The 16259-nt window shown below is 59.2% G+C and carries 15 protein-coding genes; 5 read left to right on the forward strand and 10 right to left on the reverse strand.

Annotated elements, in window-relative coordinates:
* The first annotated feature begins 553 nt into the window (after positions 1-553).
* Entirely contained in the window at positions 554-1321 is a 768-nt protein-coding gene (locus KW846_RS26675) for a metallophosphoesterase (protein ID WP_218486082.1), read from the forward strand.
* Between the two features lie 13 nt (positions 1322-1334).
* Here KW846_RS26675 and KW846_RS26680 read toward each other — a convergent pair whose 3' ends face one another.
* Positions 1335-1535: a YbdD/YjiX family protein gene (locus KW846_RS26680; protein ID WP_007981151.1), complete on the reverse strand. Its 201-nt coding sequence runs from the start codon at positions 1533-1535 to the stop codon at positions 1335-1337.
* Positions 1536-1734: 199 nt separating this feature from the next.
* On the opposite strand from KW846_RS26680, the gene KW846_RS26685 reads away from it, so the two are divergent.
* Positions 1735-2766 carry an NAD(P)-dependent alcohol dehydrogenase gene (locus KW846_RS26685; RefSeq protein ID WP_218486083.1) on the forward strand — a complete coding sequence of 344 codons (1032 nt, stop codon included), beginning with the start codon at positions 1735-1737 and terminating at the stop codon, positions 2764-2766.
* A gap of 228 nt (positions 2767-2994) precedes the next feature.
* Here KW846_RS26685 and KW846_RS26690 read toward each other — a convergent pair whose 3' ends face one another.
* From KW846_RS26690 to KW846_RS26710, 5 genes are all read right to left on the reverse strand, one after another.
* Positions 2995-4545 (reverse strand): glycosyltransferase family 39 protein, encoded by a 1551-nt coding sequence (locus KW846_RS26690; protein WP_218486084.1) that lies wholly within the window; start codon positions 4543-4545, stop codon positions 2995-2997.
* 3 nt (positions 4546-4548) lie between these two features.
* Entirely contained in the window at positions 4549-4827 is a 279-nt protein-coding gene (locus KW846_RS26695) for a lipid-A-disaccharide synthase N-terminal domain-containing protein (RefSeq protein ID WP_007976061.1), read from the reverse strand.
* Positions 4824-5564, reverse strand: coding sequence for a glycosyltransferase family 2 protein (locus KW846_RS26700; RefSeq protein ID WP_218486085.1), 741 nt, complete (start codon positions 5562-5564; stop codon positions 4824-4826). The genes KW846_RS26695 and KW846_RS26700 overlap by 4 nt, the downstream gene beginning before the upstream one ends.
* 49 nt (positions 5565-5613) lie before the next feature.
* Positions 5614-6591, reverse strand: coding sequence for an NAD-dependent epimerase (locus KW846_RS26705; RefSeq protein WP_218486086.1), 978 nt, complete (start codon positions 6589-6591; stop codon positions 5614-5616).
* A 198-nt stretch (positions 6592-6789) separates the two neighbouring features.
* Positions 6790-7410 (reverse strand): cell wall hydrolase, encoded by a 621-nt coding sequence (locus tag KW846_RS26710; RefSeq protein ID WP_218486087.1) that lies wholly within the window; start codon positions 7408-7410, stop codon positions 6790-6792.
* A 142-nt stretch (positions 7411-7552) separates the two neighbouring features.
* Between KW846_RS26710 and KW846_RS26715 the strand changes: the two genes are divergently transcribed.
* From KW846_RS26715 to KW846_RS26725, 3 genes are all read left to right on the forward strand, one after another.
* The gene (locus tag KW846_RS26715) at positions 7553-8404 is read left to right on the forward strand and encodes a CAP domain-containing protein (protein ID WP_218486088.1); all 852 of its coding nucleotides are present in this window, start codon (positions 7553-7555) and stop codon (positions 8402-8404) included.
* A 219-nt stretch (positions 8405-8623) separates the two neighbouring features.
* Entirely contained in the window at positions 8624-10114 is a 1491-nt protein-coding gene (gene proS, locus KW846_RS26720) for a proline--tRNA ligase (RefSeq protein WP_218486089.1), read from the forward strand.
* A 234-nt stretch (positions 10115-10348) separates the two neighbouring features.
* Positions 10349-10729 carry a hypothetical protein gene (locus KW846_RS26725; protein ID WP_218486090.1) on the forward strand — a complete coding sequence of 127 codons (381 nt, stop codon included), beginning with the start codon at positions 10349-10351 and terminating at the stop codon, positions 10727-10729.
* A 107-nt stretch (positions 10730-10836) separates the two neighbouring features.
* On the opposite strand, the gene KW846_RS26730 is transcribed toward KW846_RS26725, so the two are convergent.
* From KW846_RS26730 to KW846_RS26745, 4 genes are all read right to left on the reverse strand, one after another.
* Entirely contained in the window at positions 10837-10992 is a 156-nt protein-coding gene (locus KW846_RS26730) for a DUF2474 domain-containing protein (RefSeq protein ID WP_008051210.1), read from the reverse strand.
* Positions 10979-11995, reverse strand: a complete 1017-nt coding sequence (cydB, locus tag KW846_RS26735) for a cytochrome d ubiquinol oxidase subunit II (protein ID WP_015095531.1) — start codon at positions 11993-11995, stop codon at positions 10979-10981. The genes KW846_RS26730 and cydB overlap by 14 nt, the downstream gene beginning before the upstream one ends.
* A gap of 17 nt (positions 11996-12012) precedes the next feature.
* Positions 12013-13434, reverse strand: a complete 1422-nt coding sequence (locus KW846_RS26740) for a cytochrome ubiquinol oxidase subunit I (RefSeq protein ID WP_218486091.1) — start codon at positions 13432-13434, stop codon at positions 12013-12015.
* A gap of 137 nt (positions 13435-13571) precedes the next feature.
* Complete coding sequence (locus tag KW846_RS26745) at positions 13572-15896, reverse strand: FdhF/YdeP family oxidoreductase (RefSeq protein ID WP_218486092.1); 2325 nt, start codon at positions 15894-15896, stop codon at positions 13572-13574.
* Positions 15897-16259 lie beyond the last annotated feature (363 nt).

Below are 16259 nucleotides of genomic sequence, written 5' to 3' on the forward strand. Positions count from 1 at the left end.
CCGCTCCCACAGGGATTGTGGCCAGCCGTGGGATTGGCGTTCACTGAAGATCAAAACTGTGGGAGCGGGCTTGCTCGCGAAAGCGGTGGGTCCGTCGACATCTCTGTTGGATGTGCCGGTCTCTGCGCGGGCAAGCCCGCTCCCACAGGGATTGTGGCCAGCCGTGGGATTGGCGTTCACTGAAGATCAAAACTGTGGGAGCGGGCTTGCTCGCGAAAGCGGTGGGTCCGTCGACATCTCTGTTGGATGTGCCGGTCTCTGCGCGGGCAAGCCCGCTCCCACAGGGATTGTGGCCAGCCGTGGGATTGTCGTTCACTGAAGATCAAAACTGTGGGAGCGGGCTTGCTCGCGAAAGCGGTGGGTCAGTCGACATCTCTGTTGGATGTGCCGGCCTCTTCGCGAGCAGGCTCGCTCCCACAATGGATCGGCGGTGAGCACGGCATTGGCGTACATCCGTTCCCGCCATTTTTTTGCTGACCAGCAGGCTTGTGACTGCGGGCTAACAACAGGTAATTTGAACGGCCTGCCCTCCAAGACACGCCGGAGTTGATCCATGCGCATCGCCTTGCTGTCCGACATGCACCTGTCCGTCAACGCGGTCCCGTTTCCCGCCGTGGAGGCCGATATTGTCGTGCTCGCCGGGGACATCGCGCGACCCGCCAAGGCCATCGAGTGGGCCAGGGCGTGCCCGGTTCCGCTGCTGTACGTGGCGGGCAATCACGAGTTCTATGGCAGTGACCTGGTCTCCACCTACGAACAATTGAACAGCCTGGCGCAAGGCACGCAGATCCACGTGCTGGAACGTTCGGAGTACGTCCACGACGGCGTGCGTTTTCTCGGTTGCACCTTGTGGTCTGACTATCGCCTGCTCGACAGCCCCGAGGATCGAGCGCTGGGTATCAACCTGGCGACTCAACTGATCCGTGACTTCAGCCACATCAAGATCGCCCCCGACTTTCCCGACCTGTTCACACCGGCCATTTCCCAGCTGGTGTTTCTGCAGACGGTCGCCTGGCTGGAAGACTGCTTCGCCCGCGACAGCAGCACGCCCACGGTGGTGGTCTCGCATTTCGCCCCGACACGATCGAGCATCAGCCCGACCTTTGCCGATTCGCCTATCAACTCGAGTTTTGTCTCGGACCTCGAAGCGCGGATCAAAGACTGGCAGCCGGCACTGTGGCTGCATGGGCACACCCATGGCAGTTTTGATTATCGGGTGGGCAACACCCGGGTGGTCTGCAACCCTCGGGGCTATGCCAAGAACGGCATCAATGAAAATCCTGATTTCGATGATGCCTTCGTGATCGATCTGGATTTCTGAGGTAACGCTCGGGTCAGCAGCACCGCGTATTGCATTTCCCCCGGCCAAAACGCGCTTCCTGACGTTCGCGGAAAAACATCTCATAACTCATCACTGGCTCACCCGGACGGTTGCGGGCCATTTGTGCCACGTAGTTGTCGTACTCGGGAACGCCGACCATCAATCGGGCGCTCTGGCTGAACATTCTGGCGACCTGCTGCAGTTTGCGAAACATGGCGGATCTCTCTGTTGTCGTGGGACCTGGTCCATGAAACCGCACTCATGTATCGGCATTGTGTCCAGATCGGGCGCCTTTGTATTTTCAAGTATCCAGGCACGCGCCCGATGGACCGCCGGCAACCCGCTACACTTTCCTCGCTCCGCCGCTGCACCCGAGCGGCCACGACCCCTGACTTCTGATCTGGAGGTATCCCATGAGCGACAGCAGCGAACTCACCACCTTTACCGGCTGGGCCGCCACGACAGCGGGCGCGCCACTGGAACGCTACAGCTACGAGCCCGGTCCGTTGGGCAACGATGAGGTGGAAGTCGCCGTGGAATATTGCGGCGTCTGCCACTCCGACCAGTCGCTGATCGACGACGACTGGGGTATCAGCCGCTACCCGTTCATTCCCGGCCATGAGGTGGTCGGTCGTATCGTGCGGATGGGCGATCAGGTGCGTGGCCTGGAACTGGGGCAACGGGTGGGCATCGGCTGGTACAAGGGCAGTTGCATGCATTGCACGTCCTGTATCGAAGGCTCGCATAACCTGTGCAGCACGGTGCAACCGACCATCATCGGCAGCAACGGCGGCTTTGCCGACCGCGTCCGCTCGCACTGGGCTTGGGCCCTGCCGATCCCGGCCGGGCTCGATCCGGCGATGGCCGGGCCGCTGTTCTGTGCCGGCTCGACCGTGTTCAACCCGCTGGTGGAATTCGGCATCAAGCCCACTGACCGGGTCGGCGTGGTGGGCATCGGCGGCCTTGGTCACCTGGCGCTGCGCTTTCTCAACGCCTGGGGCTGCGAAGTCACGGCATTCACCTCATCGCTGAGCAAGCAGGACGAAGCCAGGCGCCTGGGCGCACACAAGGTGGTCGCCTCGACCGACTCCGATGCGCTCAACGCCATTGCCGGCACTCTGGATTTTCTCCTGGTCACCGCCAACGCCAACCTCGACTGGACCGCCATGCTCGCCACCCTGCGCGGCAAGGGGCGCCTGCACTTTGTCGGCGTTGTGCCAGACGCCATTCCGGTGCACGTGTTCAACCTGATTCCCCAGCAAAAAACCATGTCTGCCTCACCGGTCGGTTCACCGGCCAACACCGCGATGATGCTGGAGTTCTGTGCCCGCCATCAGATCCTGCCTCAGGTCGAGATGTTTCCCATGAGCCGGATCAACGAGGCCATCGATCACTTGCGCAGCGGCAAGGCGCGCTACCGCGTGGTGCTGGACGCCAGCCAGTGACAGATGACGAACGATGAAGCCCCCTGTGGGAGCTGGCTTGCCTGCGATGGTCGTCAACGATAACGCGTGCGAACCGGATGAACGCGGTCCCCTGTAGGAGCTGGCCTGCCAGCGATGGTCGTTAACGATAACGCGTGGGAATTGGATGAACGCGGCGCACTGGAGTCCATCGCCAGCAAGCTGGCTCCTACAGGTTCCCGGGGTTGAGTGAAGGACCTTTTTTTACCCTCAGGGATTGGCTACCTGCGCCGGCACCATTGGCATGTGCGGGTCGTTCCAGCTGAACCGATAGGCTTTGCCGGCTTCTGGCGGCTGGCATTTGCCGTTGTCGGCATCCACCCCCACGATCGACCAGTTCGCCCGTGAGTTTTCGCCCAGTTCACGGGCCGCTTCGGCTTTGAAACACTGGCTCAATACATCATCCGGCACCAAGGCGTAGGCCTTGGGGTGTTCGCGCAGATACAGCGCGGCCTTCTCGATGGACGAATTATCCATGCCGAAATGCACGATCGGTTGACGGGCGAACAACCAGTGCCCCTCCTCCCAGTTGACCAGCACCAGATCGGCGCCCTGGGTCATGGTCGCCGCCTGCGCCATCAGCACCTGATCGATGTTGGTGCCGTCCTTGAGCGGTTCGATGAAACCCCGGGCGAACCACAGCGCAAACCAGGTTGCCACCAGTGCAGGGAACACTCGACGCAAACGCGGGTGCTTTTTGAACCCGCGCTTGAGCAGCCACGGAATCAGCGGTGCGGCGACCAGCACTAGCCCGGGCAGCGCCGGGTAGATGTACAACTTGCGCTTGCCCGTGCTGATACAGAAAAACAGCACCACCAGCACCACCCAACCGAGCAACACGAGGACCCGGCCGTCACGCTTTTGCAACTGACGGCGCCAGGCCGGCACCAGCCATGGCAGCACCAGCACCAACGGCAGCCAGTACTGCGGAATCACGTTGGTAAAGAAGTACCAGAACGGTTCGCGGTGATGCCACGCAGCGGCATAGCGGCCTGCGGTCTGGTGCAGGAGGATCTCCCGCGCATAGGCAATTTCATCGGTGCTGCCATTGAAGGCGATGGACAAGGCCAGGGGCAACAGCCAGATCGCAATCGCCGCGAGCATCACGGCCAACCCCAGCAACCACTTGCGCGCCTCGCCGGGCATGGCCACCACACCGGGCCAGTCCTTGCGCACCGCATAGGCGTAAGGGATCAGCAACAGCGCCGGCAAAAAACCCACGCCTTTGGTGATCACGCCAATGCCCATGGCCGCGCAGCCAGCGTAAAACCAGCGCCACGCCGGGCCGATCAGCAGGTGCCGTGCCAGGCCGTAGAGGCCAAGCGAGGTGAACAGAATCAAAAAACTGTCGATCTGACCGGTGCGCAGGATGCTGTAGGTCTGATAGGTCGCCAGGTACAACAGCGCGGCGTTGCGCCCGATACGCTGGGTCCACAAGCGGCGGCCCAGGTCATAGACCATCGCCGTGACCGTCACAGCCGAAAACAGTCCCGGCAGGTAGAGCGCGATGTTGGGCTTGCCGGTCAGCCAGGTGAAGAACGCCACCGTCCACATGAAAATCGGCGGTTTGTCGCCGTAGATCTCGGCGGCACGGTGCGGGATCAACCACGAGCCGTTTTGCAGCATCTCCAGGGCGACGCCGAGGAAGCGCTCCTCATCCACGTTCTGTGCCTGGCGTAGCCCCAGCCCCGCGCCGATCAACAACAGGGCAAGCAGCATCAGCCCCAGGCACTCGACCCGGGGCGACAACGATCTACGCATGGCTTATTCCTTCACGCTGCGGCTTTTGGCAATCAATTGCAGGTTGCGAAAATAGACGATGGAGCCGAAGGCCTGCCCGGCAATGAACACCGGATCCTGACGGTAGATGGCGTAGGCCAGCAGCAAGGAGCTGCCAACGATGCTCAGGTACCAGAAGCTGGTCGGGATCACGCTGCGCTTTTTGTATTCGCTGTACAGCCACTGCAGGACAAACCGCCCGGTAAAGGCAATCTGCCCCGCAAAACCGACCACCAGCCACAGGGTTTCACGGGTCAGCATCATCCCTGAAGCTCCTGGGCAATGGTATTCAGCCGCGTGCGCTTGATCAGCCACCAGACACCGAACAAATCGAGAATGCCCACCAGCGCGCGGTCGAGGTTGCCGTATTTCGACACCCCGGCCGTGCGCGCCCGGTGGTTGACCGGGTGCACGATCATGCGCCCGTTGTGACGCTGGATCAGCGCCGGAATGAAGCGGTGCATGTGGTCGAAGTACGGCAAGCGCAGGAACGCCGCGCGCTCGATCAGCTTCAGGCCGCAACCGGTGTCCGGGGTGGCGTCCTTGAGCAGGCGCCGGCGCAGGTTGTTGGCGAACCGCGAGGCGTAGCGTTTGCTCGCGGTGTCGCGGCGATTGACCCGGTGCCCGGCGACCAGCTGCACATCGGCCTTGCCCGGTTCGCCGCGTACCAGCGCCAGCATGCCGGGGATGTCCGCCGGGTCGTTCTGGCCGTCGCCATCGAGGGTCGCCAGCCATTGCCCGCGCGCCTCGCGGGCGGCGTGGTACAGCGACGTGCTCTGCCCCAGCGACCGCTCGTGATGGAGGATGCGCAAGGTGTTCAAGCCTTCGTGGCGGATCTGCCGCAGTTCCTGCAGGGTCGAATCGGTGCTGCCATCGTCGACCACGATGATTTCGTACGACTCATGGGCCAACGCCACGCGGATTTCCTCAAGCAGCGGTTTGAGGTTGTTCGCTTCGTTCTTGGCGGGAATCAGTACGGATACAAAAATGTCTTGGCTCATGGAGTCTCTCTCGCCCTTTATGATTTTTCCGAGATCAGAGGCGAACGCTTCAAATCTGGTAAAACTGCCGATACCACTGCACAAATTCTGCGACGCCGGTTTCCAGCGTCACCTGCGGGCTGAAGCCCACCCATTCGGCCAGTGCCGAGACATCGGCCCAGGTCTTGACCACATCACCGGCCTGCATCGGCAGGTAGTTGCGTCGGGCCTGCAGATGCAGGGCCGACTCCAGGCACTCGACGAAATCCAGCAACGCCACCGGTTTGCCACGCCCGATGTTGAAGAGCCGGTTGACGCCAGCGGCGCCGCCTTCCGGCACCGGAGGCTTTGGACGCAGTCGGGCGATGCCTTCGACAATGTCGTCGACGTAGGTAAAGTCGCGTGACATCTGGCCCTGGTTGTAAATGTCGATGGGCAGGCCTTTGAGGATGGCGTCGGTAAACTTGAACAGCGCCATGTCCGGGCGGCCCCACGGGCCGTAGACGGTAAAAAAGCGCAGGCCACTGGCTTTCAAGCCATACAAATGGCAGTAACTTTCGGCCAACAGTTCATTGGCGCGCTTACTGGCGGCGTACAGCGATACGGGATGTTCGACAGGGTCCTCGACACTGAACGGCATCTTGCTGTTGGTGCCGTACACCGAACTGCTCGAGGCGTAGATCAGGTGCTCGGGGCGATGGTGCCGACAGGCTTCCAGCACATTGAGAAAACCCACCAGGTTCGACTGGGCATAGACATCCGGGTTGTCCAGCGAATATCGCACCCCGGCTTGCGCCGCCAGGTGCACCACTTCGGTAAACCCGTGGTCGCGGAACAAGTCCATCAGGGCCGGTTTGTCGACGATGTCCATTTTCCGGAAGCGAAAACCCGGCAAAGTCTCCAGCACCTTGAGGCGTGCGTGCTTGAGTTCCACGTCGTAGTAGTCGTTGAGGTTGTCGATACCGACGACCTCCTGCCCCTCGCGGCACAAGCGCTGGACCGTATGAAAACCGATGAAACCGGCGGCACCGGTGACCAGGACGGTCATGGGAGGCACGCCATCGACAGCGCCGTGATCGGCGCGAGATTACTGATCCAGACCCTCATCAGCTTCATGTGTGGTTCCTGCTTATCGCGTCATTCGCGCACGGTTACGTTATGAAGCTTATAAAACAGAAACATTTCAGTTTCGATAGCACCTCGCACGGCCTCAAAAAAATAAAATATTTGGCCGAAATCACCGCTGCTATCTGGCCGATCCGTCATGGGGTTTGTAAAAGCGGAACAAGCCGATATCCACGGTCTTGATGTATTTCCTGGCCCAATCCGGCTTGACCGTACGGTCATGGAAATACAAGGCACCCTGGGTGCGATCCGGCAGCTCTTTGTTCAGGGCCTTGCGCGCGATTTCCTTGGCCATCGCATACGGCACCTCTTCCTGGACCGAATCGGATTTGCCGTCACACCACCAGGAGAACTGACAACTCTTGGTCTCCGATCCCTGCTTGACCACCTTGCACACCGTGTCCGGAAAGCCCTCGTGGCCCAGGCGATTCATGACCACATTGGCCACCGCCTCCATGTCGGCAGCGTCCTTGCCCTTGGCTTCCCAGTAAATGGAGCGGGCCAGGCACGTGATCGCATCGTCCAACGGCGCGGCACCCGCCGGATCAACGGCCTGGACCTCGGACGGGGTAATGGCTTCGACCTTGGGTTCCGTTGCGGGCTTTTTATTCTCGGCGGCCTTCTGTTCCAGCACCTCGGCCTTGTTCTCGGCCGATTCCTGTTTTTGCTCTTGATCCGTAGCCGATACCGGGCCGGCGAGCAGCGTGAGGGCAAGGCAGGTGGCGATCCAGTCGAGGCGCATGGTTGGTGTTACTCGGTGAGTGGTTCGATTCAGTCTAGTAGTGAAATGATTTCGCCCACCCCACTACACTCTGGATAAATCCGTTGTCTTAAATGGGCCAACTTCGCGCTTCATGAGCGCCATCTGCTCAAGGGGGATTTTCATGGGATTCATCTCATCCGCAATGCGCCTGGCCGGTTTGTCACTGGGCCTGGTATGTGCCGCCAACGCCATGGCGGCGGACGAAGCGCAATTGATCGAATCGATCAACCTCTACCGCAGCCAACTGCAACGCTGTGCCGGCCAGGTGTCATCGGAGCTGCCGCCGCTGTCGGCCGACCCGCGCCTGGTGCTCACCGCCCCGAGCATCGGTGATCTGCAGCAGGCCATGGCCGCTGCCGGTTATCCGATGAAGAACGTGCAGGCCATCAGCCTGTCCGGACCTCGCGATGCAGCCGCGGCGATGAAGGCGATCCAGGAGAGTTTTTGCCAGATCGTCCTCGACCCGCAATTCGTCGATGTCGGCGTCTTCCGTCAGGACCGGCAATGGCGCATCGTGGTCGCTCGGCCATTGTTGAGCGCAAGCCTGGGCGACGCGCAGACCGAAGGCCAGAAGCTGCTCACCGAACTCAACGCCGCACGCACCCGCCCACGCCAGTGCGGCACGCAATCCTTCGCCGCCGCACCAGCGCTGACCTGGAACGCCACACTGGCCAGCGCCGCCGAAAGCAACTCGCGCTCCATGGCCAACAACAACTACTTCGACCACAAGGACCGCGACGGCCGCACCCCGGGCGACCGCGCGGAACTGGCCGGCTACGACTTCCAGCAGATCGGCGAAAACATCGCCGCCGGGCAAGACACCGCACACAAAGTGGTCGAAGGCTGGCTGTCCAGCCCCGGCCACTGCGCCAACCTGATGAACCCGCAGTTCCGCGAACTGGGCGCAGCTTACGCGACCGATCCGAAGAGCGATGCGGGGATTTACTGGACGGCGATGTTTGGGGCGCAGTGAGTGCCATAGCCCCCAATGCGATTGCATTGGGGGTTCTTTGTGGTCAATGAACACTTCGAAGAGCGGAGTAACTTCACAAAATGAAAGATCCTTCTGAAGGAAATTTCTGAAATATGAAAAACCACACATGAAATCTTGAAATTTCAAAGCGCAATAAATATACCTAGCCCCTACGACACCATTTCGAATAGCAAATTTCGACCTCAAAGTCAGGGCTCTATGAAAAACGCAATATCACCTACAAGAAATGACAACTTTTCTGATTGGTATCAACAAGTGATTATCCAGTCGGAAATGGCTGAGAACTCTCCAGTTCGAGGTTGCATGGTTATCCGTCCTTGGGGATATGGCATATGGGAGCAGATTCAACGAGAACTTGATCAGAAAATCAAAGACACAGGATATTCAAACGCCTATTTTCCACTATTGATTCCGTTATCCTTTCTTCAAAAAGAAGCCGAGCATGTTGAAGGCTTTGCCAAAGAGTGCGCGGTTGTAACCCATCACCGTCTCGAAAAATCAACGGATGGAACCCTTACTCCCGCAGGAACACTAGAAGAACCGTTGATCATCAGGCCCACCAGTGAAACGGTCATCGGAGCATCCTTTTCACGATGGGTACAAAGCTATCGGGATCTGCCGCTCCTTATCAATCAATGGGCGAACGTAATGCGCTGGGAAATGCGTCCTCGGATTTTCCTTCGCTCATCGGAGTTCCTATGGCAAGAAGGTCACACCGTTCACGCAACTCATGATGAGGCCTTGGACGAAACGCTAAAGATGCTGGATATCTACGAGCGCTTTACTACCGAGCACTTGGCCATACCGGTAATCAAGGGCGAAAAGTGCTCTTGGGAGCGTTTTCCGGGCGCCGTCAGCACCTATACCATTGAAGCAATGATGCAAGACGGCAAGGCCCTGCAAGCAGGTACTTCTCATTTTCTAGGCCAGAACTTCGCACAAAGTTCAGACATCCGCTTCGTGAACAAAGAAGGGATAAAGGAACTGGCATGGACCACGTCCTGGGGAGTATCCACGCGATTGATCGGCGCGATGATAATGGCCCATGGAGACGATGACGGGCTTGTCCTCCCGCCCCTCGTGGCGCCGACCCAGGTGATCATTGTTCCGATCGTCCGCGACGAACAAAATGCAGATGCCATTCATGCCTACTGCAAAAAACTGCAAAAACAGCTTTCCCGGAAAAAACTGAAGGGGCAAAACCTAAGGGCCAGCATCGATTGGCGGGACATGAACGGCGGAGAAAAAAAGTGGTTCCACATCAAGCGTGGCGTCCCTGTCCGGGTCGAGATTGGCATTAAGGAACTGGAGCAAAATGTGGTGTCTTACTCCTGTAGAAACAACTGCAAAACTCTTCTAAAACTTGATACTGAAAGTTTCGTTAAAAATATCTCGAAAATACTAGCGACCCTTCAAAAAGACATGTTGGAGGTAGCACAGAAGAAATTGTCCGACAACACCACAATGGTCACTACCCTGGACGAATTCAAAACGCGCTTTAAACAGAACGCAAAACTTAACGCCTTTGTTCTTGCCCCTTTCAGCGATGACAAAAAAGTTGAAAACGCCATCGGAGAGCTTGGAGTAACCGTTCGCTGTATTCCGCTAAAACAACCTAAAGCTTCCGCAACCTGTTTATTCACCGGTCGTAAAACGGGCACCTGGGCACTTTATGCAAAATCATATTGATCCCTGATCGCCTACAGCCCCCTGTTGTGGGATTTTCAAGTTGTACGGTATCGAGCGTGAATTCGATGACAGCGATGATGAGCAGCGTTTTATCCGCCATCAGGTAAAGAACGTACCTGTACTGGATCATCTCCCACGGCTAGCAGGTTGGATCCAAATTTTCCACCCCTGCGGAACCGTCACAAAAAATACCTGTCATATCCGCTCATCGTCAGATTTTGCGAGGGTGATAAAATGACAAATATCCCGATAGGTCTGATTGCCGGATTGATCCTGGCGCCGATGATACTGACTTGTTTCGCTGTCGCCTTCATCGCACACAAGTACGTTGACGCAATCGAAGAACGTCTACCCAATTGCTCTTTTATAAGAACCACCAGAGACGCATTTTCAGCGGGCGGCCTGATCGGCAAGGTCATGCGCGGCGGCGTTATTGCCATGGTATTGATGATGCCCGCTCTCAGCGCTCGAAGAGGCGTTGTTGATGCCAAAGAAGTGAAAAACCTTCCAAGGCACTACAAAAATCTTTTGATATTTCCGGTGATTATTTTGTTCGTTTTGTTTTGTTCCCTGATCGCACTCAGGGTTTCAGCCTACTTCATTGAGAGCCATTGAAAGGTACTAAAGAGTCAAGTCCGTATCGGAGAAAATCACACAGCCTGTCCAGCAAAAAACCCGAAGCCCTGTCATGGGGCTCCGGGATTCTTTTTCCACAGTGAACCTCAGTGACTACTCATCCCGGCCGCCTGCATCAACATCCGCAACGCCCCCGCCACCACCCCCAACGCAACCACACTGCCCAGCCAGATCAAAACCAGCCACCCAAGGCGCTTGTACCAAGGCGCCGGTGCCGGTTCACGGGAATCAATGGTAGCCATCGCCAATCCTCACTTTGCCGCGGAACACGTAGTAGCTCCAGACCGTGTACATCAGGATGATCGGCAGGATGAACAGCGCGCCGATCAGGATGAACAACTGGCTGGTCGGTGGTGACGCCGCGGCCCACAGGCTGATCGACGGCGGCACGATGTTCGGCCAGATACTGAACGCCAGGCCGATGTAACCGAGGAACACCAGCATCAGGGTGAAGGCGAACGGCCAATGGGTGTGGCGTTGGCGCAGGGTCTTGAGCAAGCCGAACATCGCCAGCAAGGCCAGCACCGCCAGGCCTGCGAACACCGCCAGGTGCGCATGGGCAAACCAGCGCGTGGCGATGTCCGGGTGCAGGATCGGTGTCCAGACACAGATCACGCCGATCACCGCCAACAGCAGCCAGGCCAGGGGCCGGGTGAACAGGCGCATGCGCGACTCAAGCATGCCTTCGGTCTTGACCAGCAACCAGGTGCTGCCGAGCAGCGCATAGGCGACGATCAGGCCGACTCCGCAGAACAACGGAAAGGGTGCCAGCCAGTCCAGCGAGCCACCGGCGAACTGGCGGTCGACCACCGGGATGCCGGCAATGTAAGTGCCGATCACCACTCCCTGGGAGAAGGTCGCCAGCAGCGAACCGCCGATGAACGCCATGTCCCAGACATGACGCTTTTCAGGGCTGGCCTTGAAGCGAAACTCGAACGCCACGCCACGGAAGATCAAGCCGCACAACATCAGGATCAACGGCAGGTACAGCGCCTCCAGGATCACCGAATAGGCCAGCGGGAACGCGCCGTACAGCGCCGCGCCACCCAGCACCAGCCAGGTCTCGTTGCCGTCCCAGACCGGTGCCACGGTGTTCATCATCACATCGCGCTCCTGCGCATCCGGGATCAGCGGAAACAGAATGCCCAATCCCAGGTCGAAGCCGTCCATGATCACGTACATCATCACGCCGAAGGCGATGATCACGCCCCAGATCAGCGATAAATCGATACCTTGAATACCCATGACTCAACTCCCTTCCTTCAATTGACGCGGGCGTCGGTTTCGAGGATTTCGGCGTCGGCGGACAGCGGCCGGCGCGGTGTGATGACCTGATCGGAATGCCCCGCAGGCGCATGCTCGTGATGGGGTTTTGGCCCCTTGGCCACCAGTTTCATCATGTAGCCGATACCCACCGTGAAGACCGAGAAGTAGATCACCACGAACAGCGCCAACGAGAGGCTCAACTGTGTGACGCTGTGATTGGACGCGGCATTTGCGGTACGTTGCAGGCCATACACCACCCACGGTTGGCGCCCCACTTCCGTGGTGATCCAGCCGGCGAGCATGGCGATCAGGCCGCTTGGGCCCATCCACAGCATCAGGCGCAGGAACCAGCGGTTGCGGTAGATGGCACCACTGCGACGCAGGACCAGACCGAGCACGCCGGCCAGCACCATCAACATGCCCAGCCCGGCCATGACGCGGAAGCTCCAGAAAATAATCGTCGCGTTGGGGCGATCCTCTTTCGGGAAGCTCTTGAGCGCCGGGATTTGCTTGTCGAGGCTGTGGGTCAGGATCAGGCTGCCCAGGTACGGAATCTCGATGGCGTATTTGGTTTTCTCGGCCTGCATGTCCGGGATGCCGAACAGCACCAGCGGCGTCGCTTCGCTACCGTTGTTTTCCCAGTGCCCTTCGATGGCCGCGATCTTCGCCGGTTGATGCTCCAGGGTGTTCAAGCCGTGGGCGTCACCGACCACGGCCTGGATCGGCGCGACGATCAAGGCCATCCACAACGCCATCGACAGCATCTTGCGCACTTGTTTGGTGTCGTTGCCGCGCAGCAGGTGCCACGCCGCCGATGAGCCGACAAAGAACGCCGTGGCCACGAAGGCGGCAATCGCCATGTGCGCCAGGCGGTACGGGAACGACGGGTTGAACACGATGGCCAGCCAGTCCAGCGGCATCACCCGACCGTCGACGATCTCGAAACCCTGTGGCGTCTGCATCCAGCTGTTGGAGGCGAGAATCCAGAAGGTCGAAATCAGCGTGCCGATGGCGACCATCACCGTCGAGAAGAAGTGCAAGCCGCGCCCTACCCGGTTCCAGCCGAACAGCATGACCCCGAGGAAACCGGCCTCGAGGAAGAACGCCGTGAGCACTTCATAGGTCAGCAAAGGCCCGGTGATGCTGCCGGCGAAATCGGAGAAGCGGCTCCAGTTGGTGCCGAACTCGTAGGCCATGACCAGCCCCGAGACCACGCCCATGCCGAAGTTGACGGCGAAGATCTTCGACCAGAAATGGTAGAGATCGCGGTAGGTGTCGTTGTGGGTCTTCAGCCATAAGCCTTCAAGTACCGCCAGGAAACTGGCCAGCCCGATGGTGATGGCGGGAAAGATGATGTGGAACGAAACCGTGAACGCGAATTGCATCCGCGCCAGGTCCAGTGCCTGTAGGTTAAACATGTCGAAATCCTCATTGCGGATTTAAAACTGTGGGAGCGAGCTTGCTCGCGATGAGGCCGGCACCTTCAACATCAATGGCGTCTGGCACCCTGCAATCGCGAGCAAGCTCGCTCCCACAAAGTCTTGAGTGATCGGCACTACGCAGCGGACGTCGAGATCAGGTTGCTGGCCCTGGCCTGCTCCAGCCGGATAGCGACGAACTTGGAAGTCGGGGTGAAGGTGCGGTCACCGTAACTTTCCAGCGGCACCAGTGGATTGGTCTCCGGGTAGTACGCCGCCGCCTGACCGGCCGGAATGTCGTAGGCGATCAGGGTGAAACCGCTGACCCGACGCTCGCGCTCGTCATCCCACAGCGCCACCAGATCGACCTTCTGCCCCGGTTCGAAACCCAACCGGCGAATGTCCTGCTCGTTGGCGAACACCACGTCGCGCATGCCGTAAACCCCGCGATAGCGGTCATCCAGGCCGTACAGCGTGGTGTTGTACTGATCGTGAGAGCGCATGGTCTGCAGAATCAGGTGCGGCTTGACCGCCAGGTTGCGCACGCCCTCGCTGATCAGATGTTCCGGCAGCACGCTCGGGGTGAACTGGGCTTTGCCGCTGGCGGTTTTCCAGATGCGCTTGGCCGCGTCGTTGGGCATGTGGAAACCGCCCGGGTGTAGCAAGCGCCGGTTGAAATCTTCGAAGCCGGGAATGGTGTCGGCAATCATGTTACGGATGCGACCGTAGTCGCCGATCGCCCAGTTCCAGTCGATCGGGTGCTTGCCCAGTGTCGCGGCAGCGATGCCGGCGATGATCGCCGGTTCCGATAGCAGGTGTTTCGACTTGGGTTTCAGTTGGCCGTGGGAGATGTGGATCATGCTGAAGGTGTCTTCCACGGTGACGCCTTGCGGCCCTTCGGCCTGGATGTCGATGTCGGTGCGGCCCAGGCACGGCAGGATCAGCGCTTCACGGCCGGTGACCAGATGGCTGCGGTTGAGCTTGGTGGCGATGTGGACAGTCAGGTCGCACTTGCGCAACGCAGCGTGGGTCCGCGGCGTGTCGGGGGTGGCCTGGGCGAAGTTGCCGCCCAGGGCTATGAATACTTTCGAACGCCCCTGCTCCATCGCGCCGATCGCCATCACGGTGTTGTGACCATGTTCACGCGGCGGTTTGAAGGAGAAGCGTTTTTCCAGGGCATCGAGCAACTCGGTGGGCGCCAGTTCGTTGATGCCCATGGTGCGGTCGCCCTGCACGTTGCTGTGACCGCGAACCGGTGACAGGCCCGCGCCGGGACGGCCGACGTTGCCGCGCAGCAGCATCAGGTTGATGACTTCCTGCAGGGTCGGCACCGAGTGCGTGTGCTGGGTCAGGCCCATCGCCCAGCACATGATCACCCGTTTGGCCCGGGCGTACATGCGGGCGGCGAGTTCGATGTCAGCCAGAGACATGCCCGACTGCTGCTCGATGTGCTCCCAGCTGGTGGCGTCGACTTCGCCCAGGTAGGCCCCCATTCCCGAGGTGTGTTCGGCGATGAATTCATGGTCGAACACCGGCTCGCCGCCGCTGACCTGTGCTTCGCGCTCCCACTGCAGCAGGAACTTGACCATGCCGCGCATGACCGCCATGTCGCCCCCCAGGGCCGGGCGGAAGTACGCGGTATTGGTCGGCTCGGAACCATTCATGAGCATTTCGATCGGGTGCTGCGGATGCTGGAAGCGCTCCAGTCCGCGCTCCTTGAGCGGGTTGATGCAGATCACCTGTGCCCCGCGCTTGACCGCTTCGCGCAAGGGTTCGAGCATCCGCGGGTGGTTGGTGCCGGGGTTCTGGCCGATGACGAAGATCGCGTCGGCATGTTCCAGGTCGTCGAACACCACGGTGCCTTTGCCCACGCCGAGGCTTTCGATCATGCTGACCGCGCTGGCTTCGTGGCACATGTTGGAGCAGTCCGGAAAGTTGTTGGTGCCGTAGGCCCGGACGAACAGCTGGTAGAGGAATGCCGCCTCGTTGCTGGCCCGGCCCGAGGTATAGAACTCGGCCTGGTCCGGCGATTCCAGCGCGTTGAGGTGCCGGGCGATCGTCGCGAAGGCCTCGTCCCAGGTGGTTTCCACGTAACGATCGGTGGCCGCGTCATAGCGCATCGGGTGGGTCAGACGGCCCTGATACTCCAGCCAGTAATCGCTCTGTTCGGCCAGCGCCGAGACGCTGTATTTGTTGAAGAAGGCCGGGTCGACCAGACGGCCCGTGGCTTCCCAGTTAACCGCCTTGGCGCCGTTTTCGCAGAACTTGACCATGCCGTTTTCCGGCGACTCGCCCCAGGCGCAACCGGGGCAGTCGAAGCCGCCGTTCTGGTTGGTCTTGAGCATGGCGCGAATGTTCTTCAGCGCGTTTTCACTGCCCAGCCAGTTCCTGGTAACAGCAATCAGTGCACCCCAACCGGCGGCGGCACCTTTGTAGGGTTTGTAGCGGTCGACTTGAGACATGGTACTTCTCCGTGACCTGATTCAGGCCATTGATCGTTTGACGGAGAAAAGCATATGAACAGGGGTTAATTATTGTCTAATCGCTATTTACGACTACATTATCGAAACGCTCTATCACGGTTTTTTATCCTTGTTTATCAATTACTTGAAATCACTTAAAGCCCTTTAAACCACAAAACAAAGTTCATCATCGACCCGCTCGATCACACGGTTGTCAATAGTGATTGGACACCCGTTAAAGTTGCTCTTAGCCTGCGCTCAACAGATCCATTAACAGCGCTCCTACACCTGTTCTCAACAGATCCGTTAACAGCGCAATACCTGTAGGAGCGAGCTTGCTCGCGATGGACTCAAGAGCACCGC

It is taken from the genome of Pseudomonas sp. PDM32 (assembly GCF_019219225.1).
Lineage (GTDB): Bacteria > Pseudomonadota > Gammaproteobacteria > Pseudomonadales > Pseudomonadaceae > Aquipseudomonas > Aquipseudomonas laurylsulfatiphila.

What these genes read in the sequence shown, in the direction of transcription:
- KW846_RS26675 (WP_218486082.1), top strand. Translation starts at nt 554, where the DNA reads ATGCGCATCGCCTTGCTGTCCGACATGCACCTGTCCGTCAACGCGGTC.
- KW846_RS26680 (WP_007981151.1), bottom strand. Translation starts at nt 1,535, where the DNA reads ATGTTTCGCAAACTGCAGCAGGTCGCCAGAATGTTCAGCCAGAGCGCC.
- KW846_RS26685 (WP_218486083.1), top strand. Translation starts at nt 1,735, where the DNA reads ATGAGCGACAGCAGCGAACTCACCACCTTTACCGGCTGGGCCGCCACG.
- KW846_RS26690 (WP_218486084.1), bottom strand. Translation starts at nt 4,545, where the DNA reads ATGCGTAGATCGTTGTCGCCCCGGGTCGAGTGCCTGGGGCTGATGCTG.
- KW846_RS26695 (WP_007976061.1), bottom strand. Translation starts at nt 4,827, where the DNA reads ATGATGCTGACCCGTGAAACCCTGTGGCTGGTGGTCGGTTTTGCGGGG.
- KW846_RS26700 (WP_218486085.1), bottom strand. Translation starts at nt 5,564, where the DNA reads ATGAGCCAAGACATTTTTGTATCCGTACTGATTCCCGCCAAGAACGAA.
- KW846_RS26705 (WP_218486086.1), bottom strand. Translation starts at nt 6,591, where the DNA reads ATGACCGTCCTGGTCACCGGTGCCGCCGGTTTCATCGGTTTTCATACG.
- KW846_RS26710 (WP_218486087.1), bottom strand. Translation starts at nt 7,410, where the DNA reads ATGCGCCTCGACTGGATCGCCACCTGCCTTGCCCTCACGCTGCTCGCC.
- KW846_RS26715 (WP_218486088.1), top strand. Translation starts at nt 7,553, where the DNA reads ATGGGATTCATCTCATCCGCAATGCGCCTGGCCGGTTTGTCACTGGGC.
- proS (WP_218486089.1), top strand. Translation starts at nt 8,624, where the DNA reads ATGAAAAACGCAATATCACCTACAAGAAATGACAACTTTTCTGATTGG.
- KW846_RS26725 (WP_218486090.1), top strand. Translation starts at nt 10,349, where the DNA reads ATGACAAATATCCCGATAGGTCTGATTGCCGGATTGATCCTGGCGCCG.
- KW846_RS26730 (WP_008051210.1), bottom strand. Translation starts at nt 10,992, where the DNA reads ATGGCTACCATTGATTCCCGTGAACCGGCACCGGCGCCTTGGTACAAG.
- cydB (WP_015095531.1), bottom strand. Translation starts at nt 11,995, where the DNA reads ATGGGTATTCAAGGTATCGATTTATCGCTGATCTGGGGCGTGATCATC.
- KW846_RS26740 (WP_218486091.1), bottom strand. Translation starts at nt 13,434, where the DNA reads ATGTTTAACCTACAGGCACTGGACCTGGCGCGGATGCAATTCGCGTTC.
- KW846_RS26745 (WP_218486092.1), bottom strand. Translation starts at nt 15,896, where the DNA reads ATGTCTCAAGTCGACCGCTACAAACCCTACAAAGGTGCCGCCGCCGGT.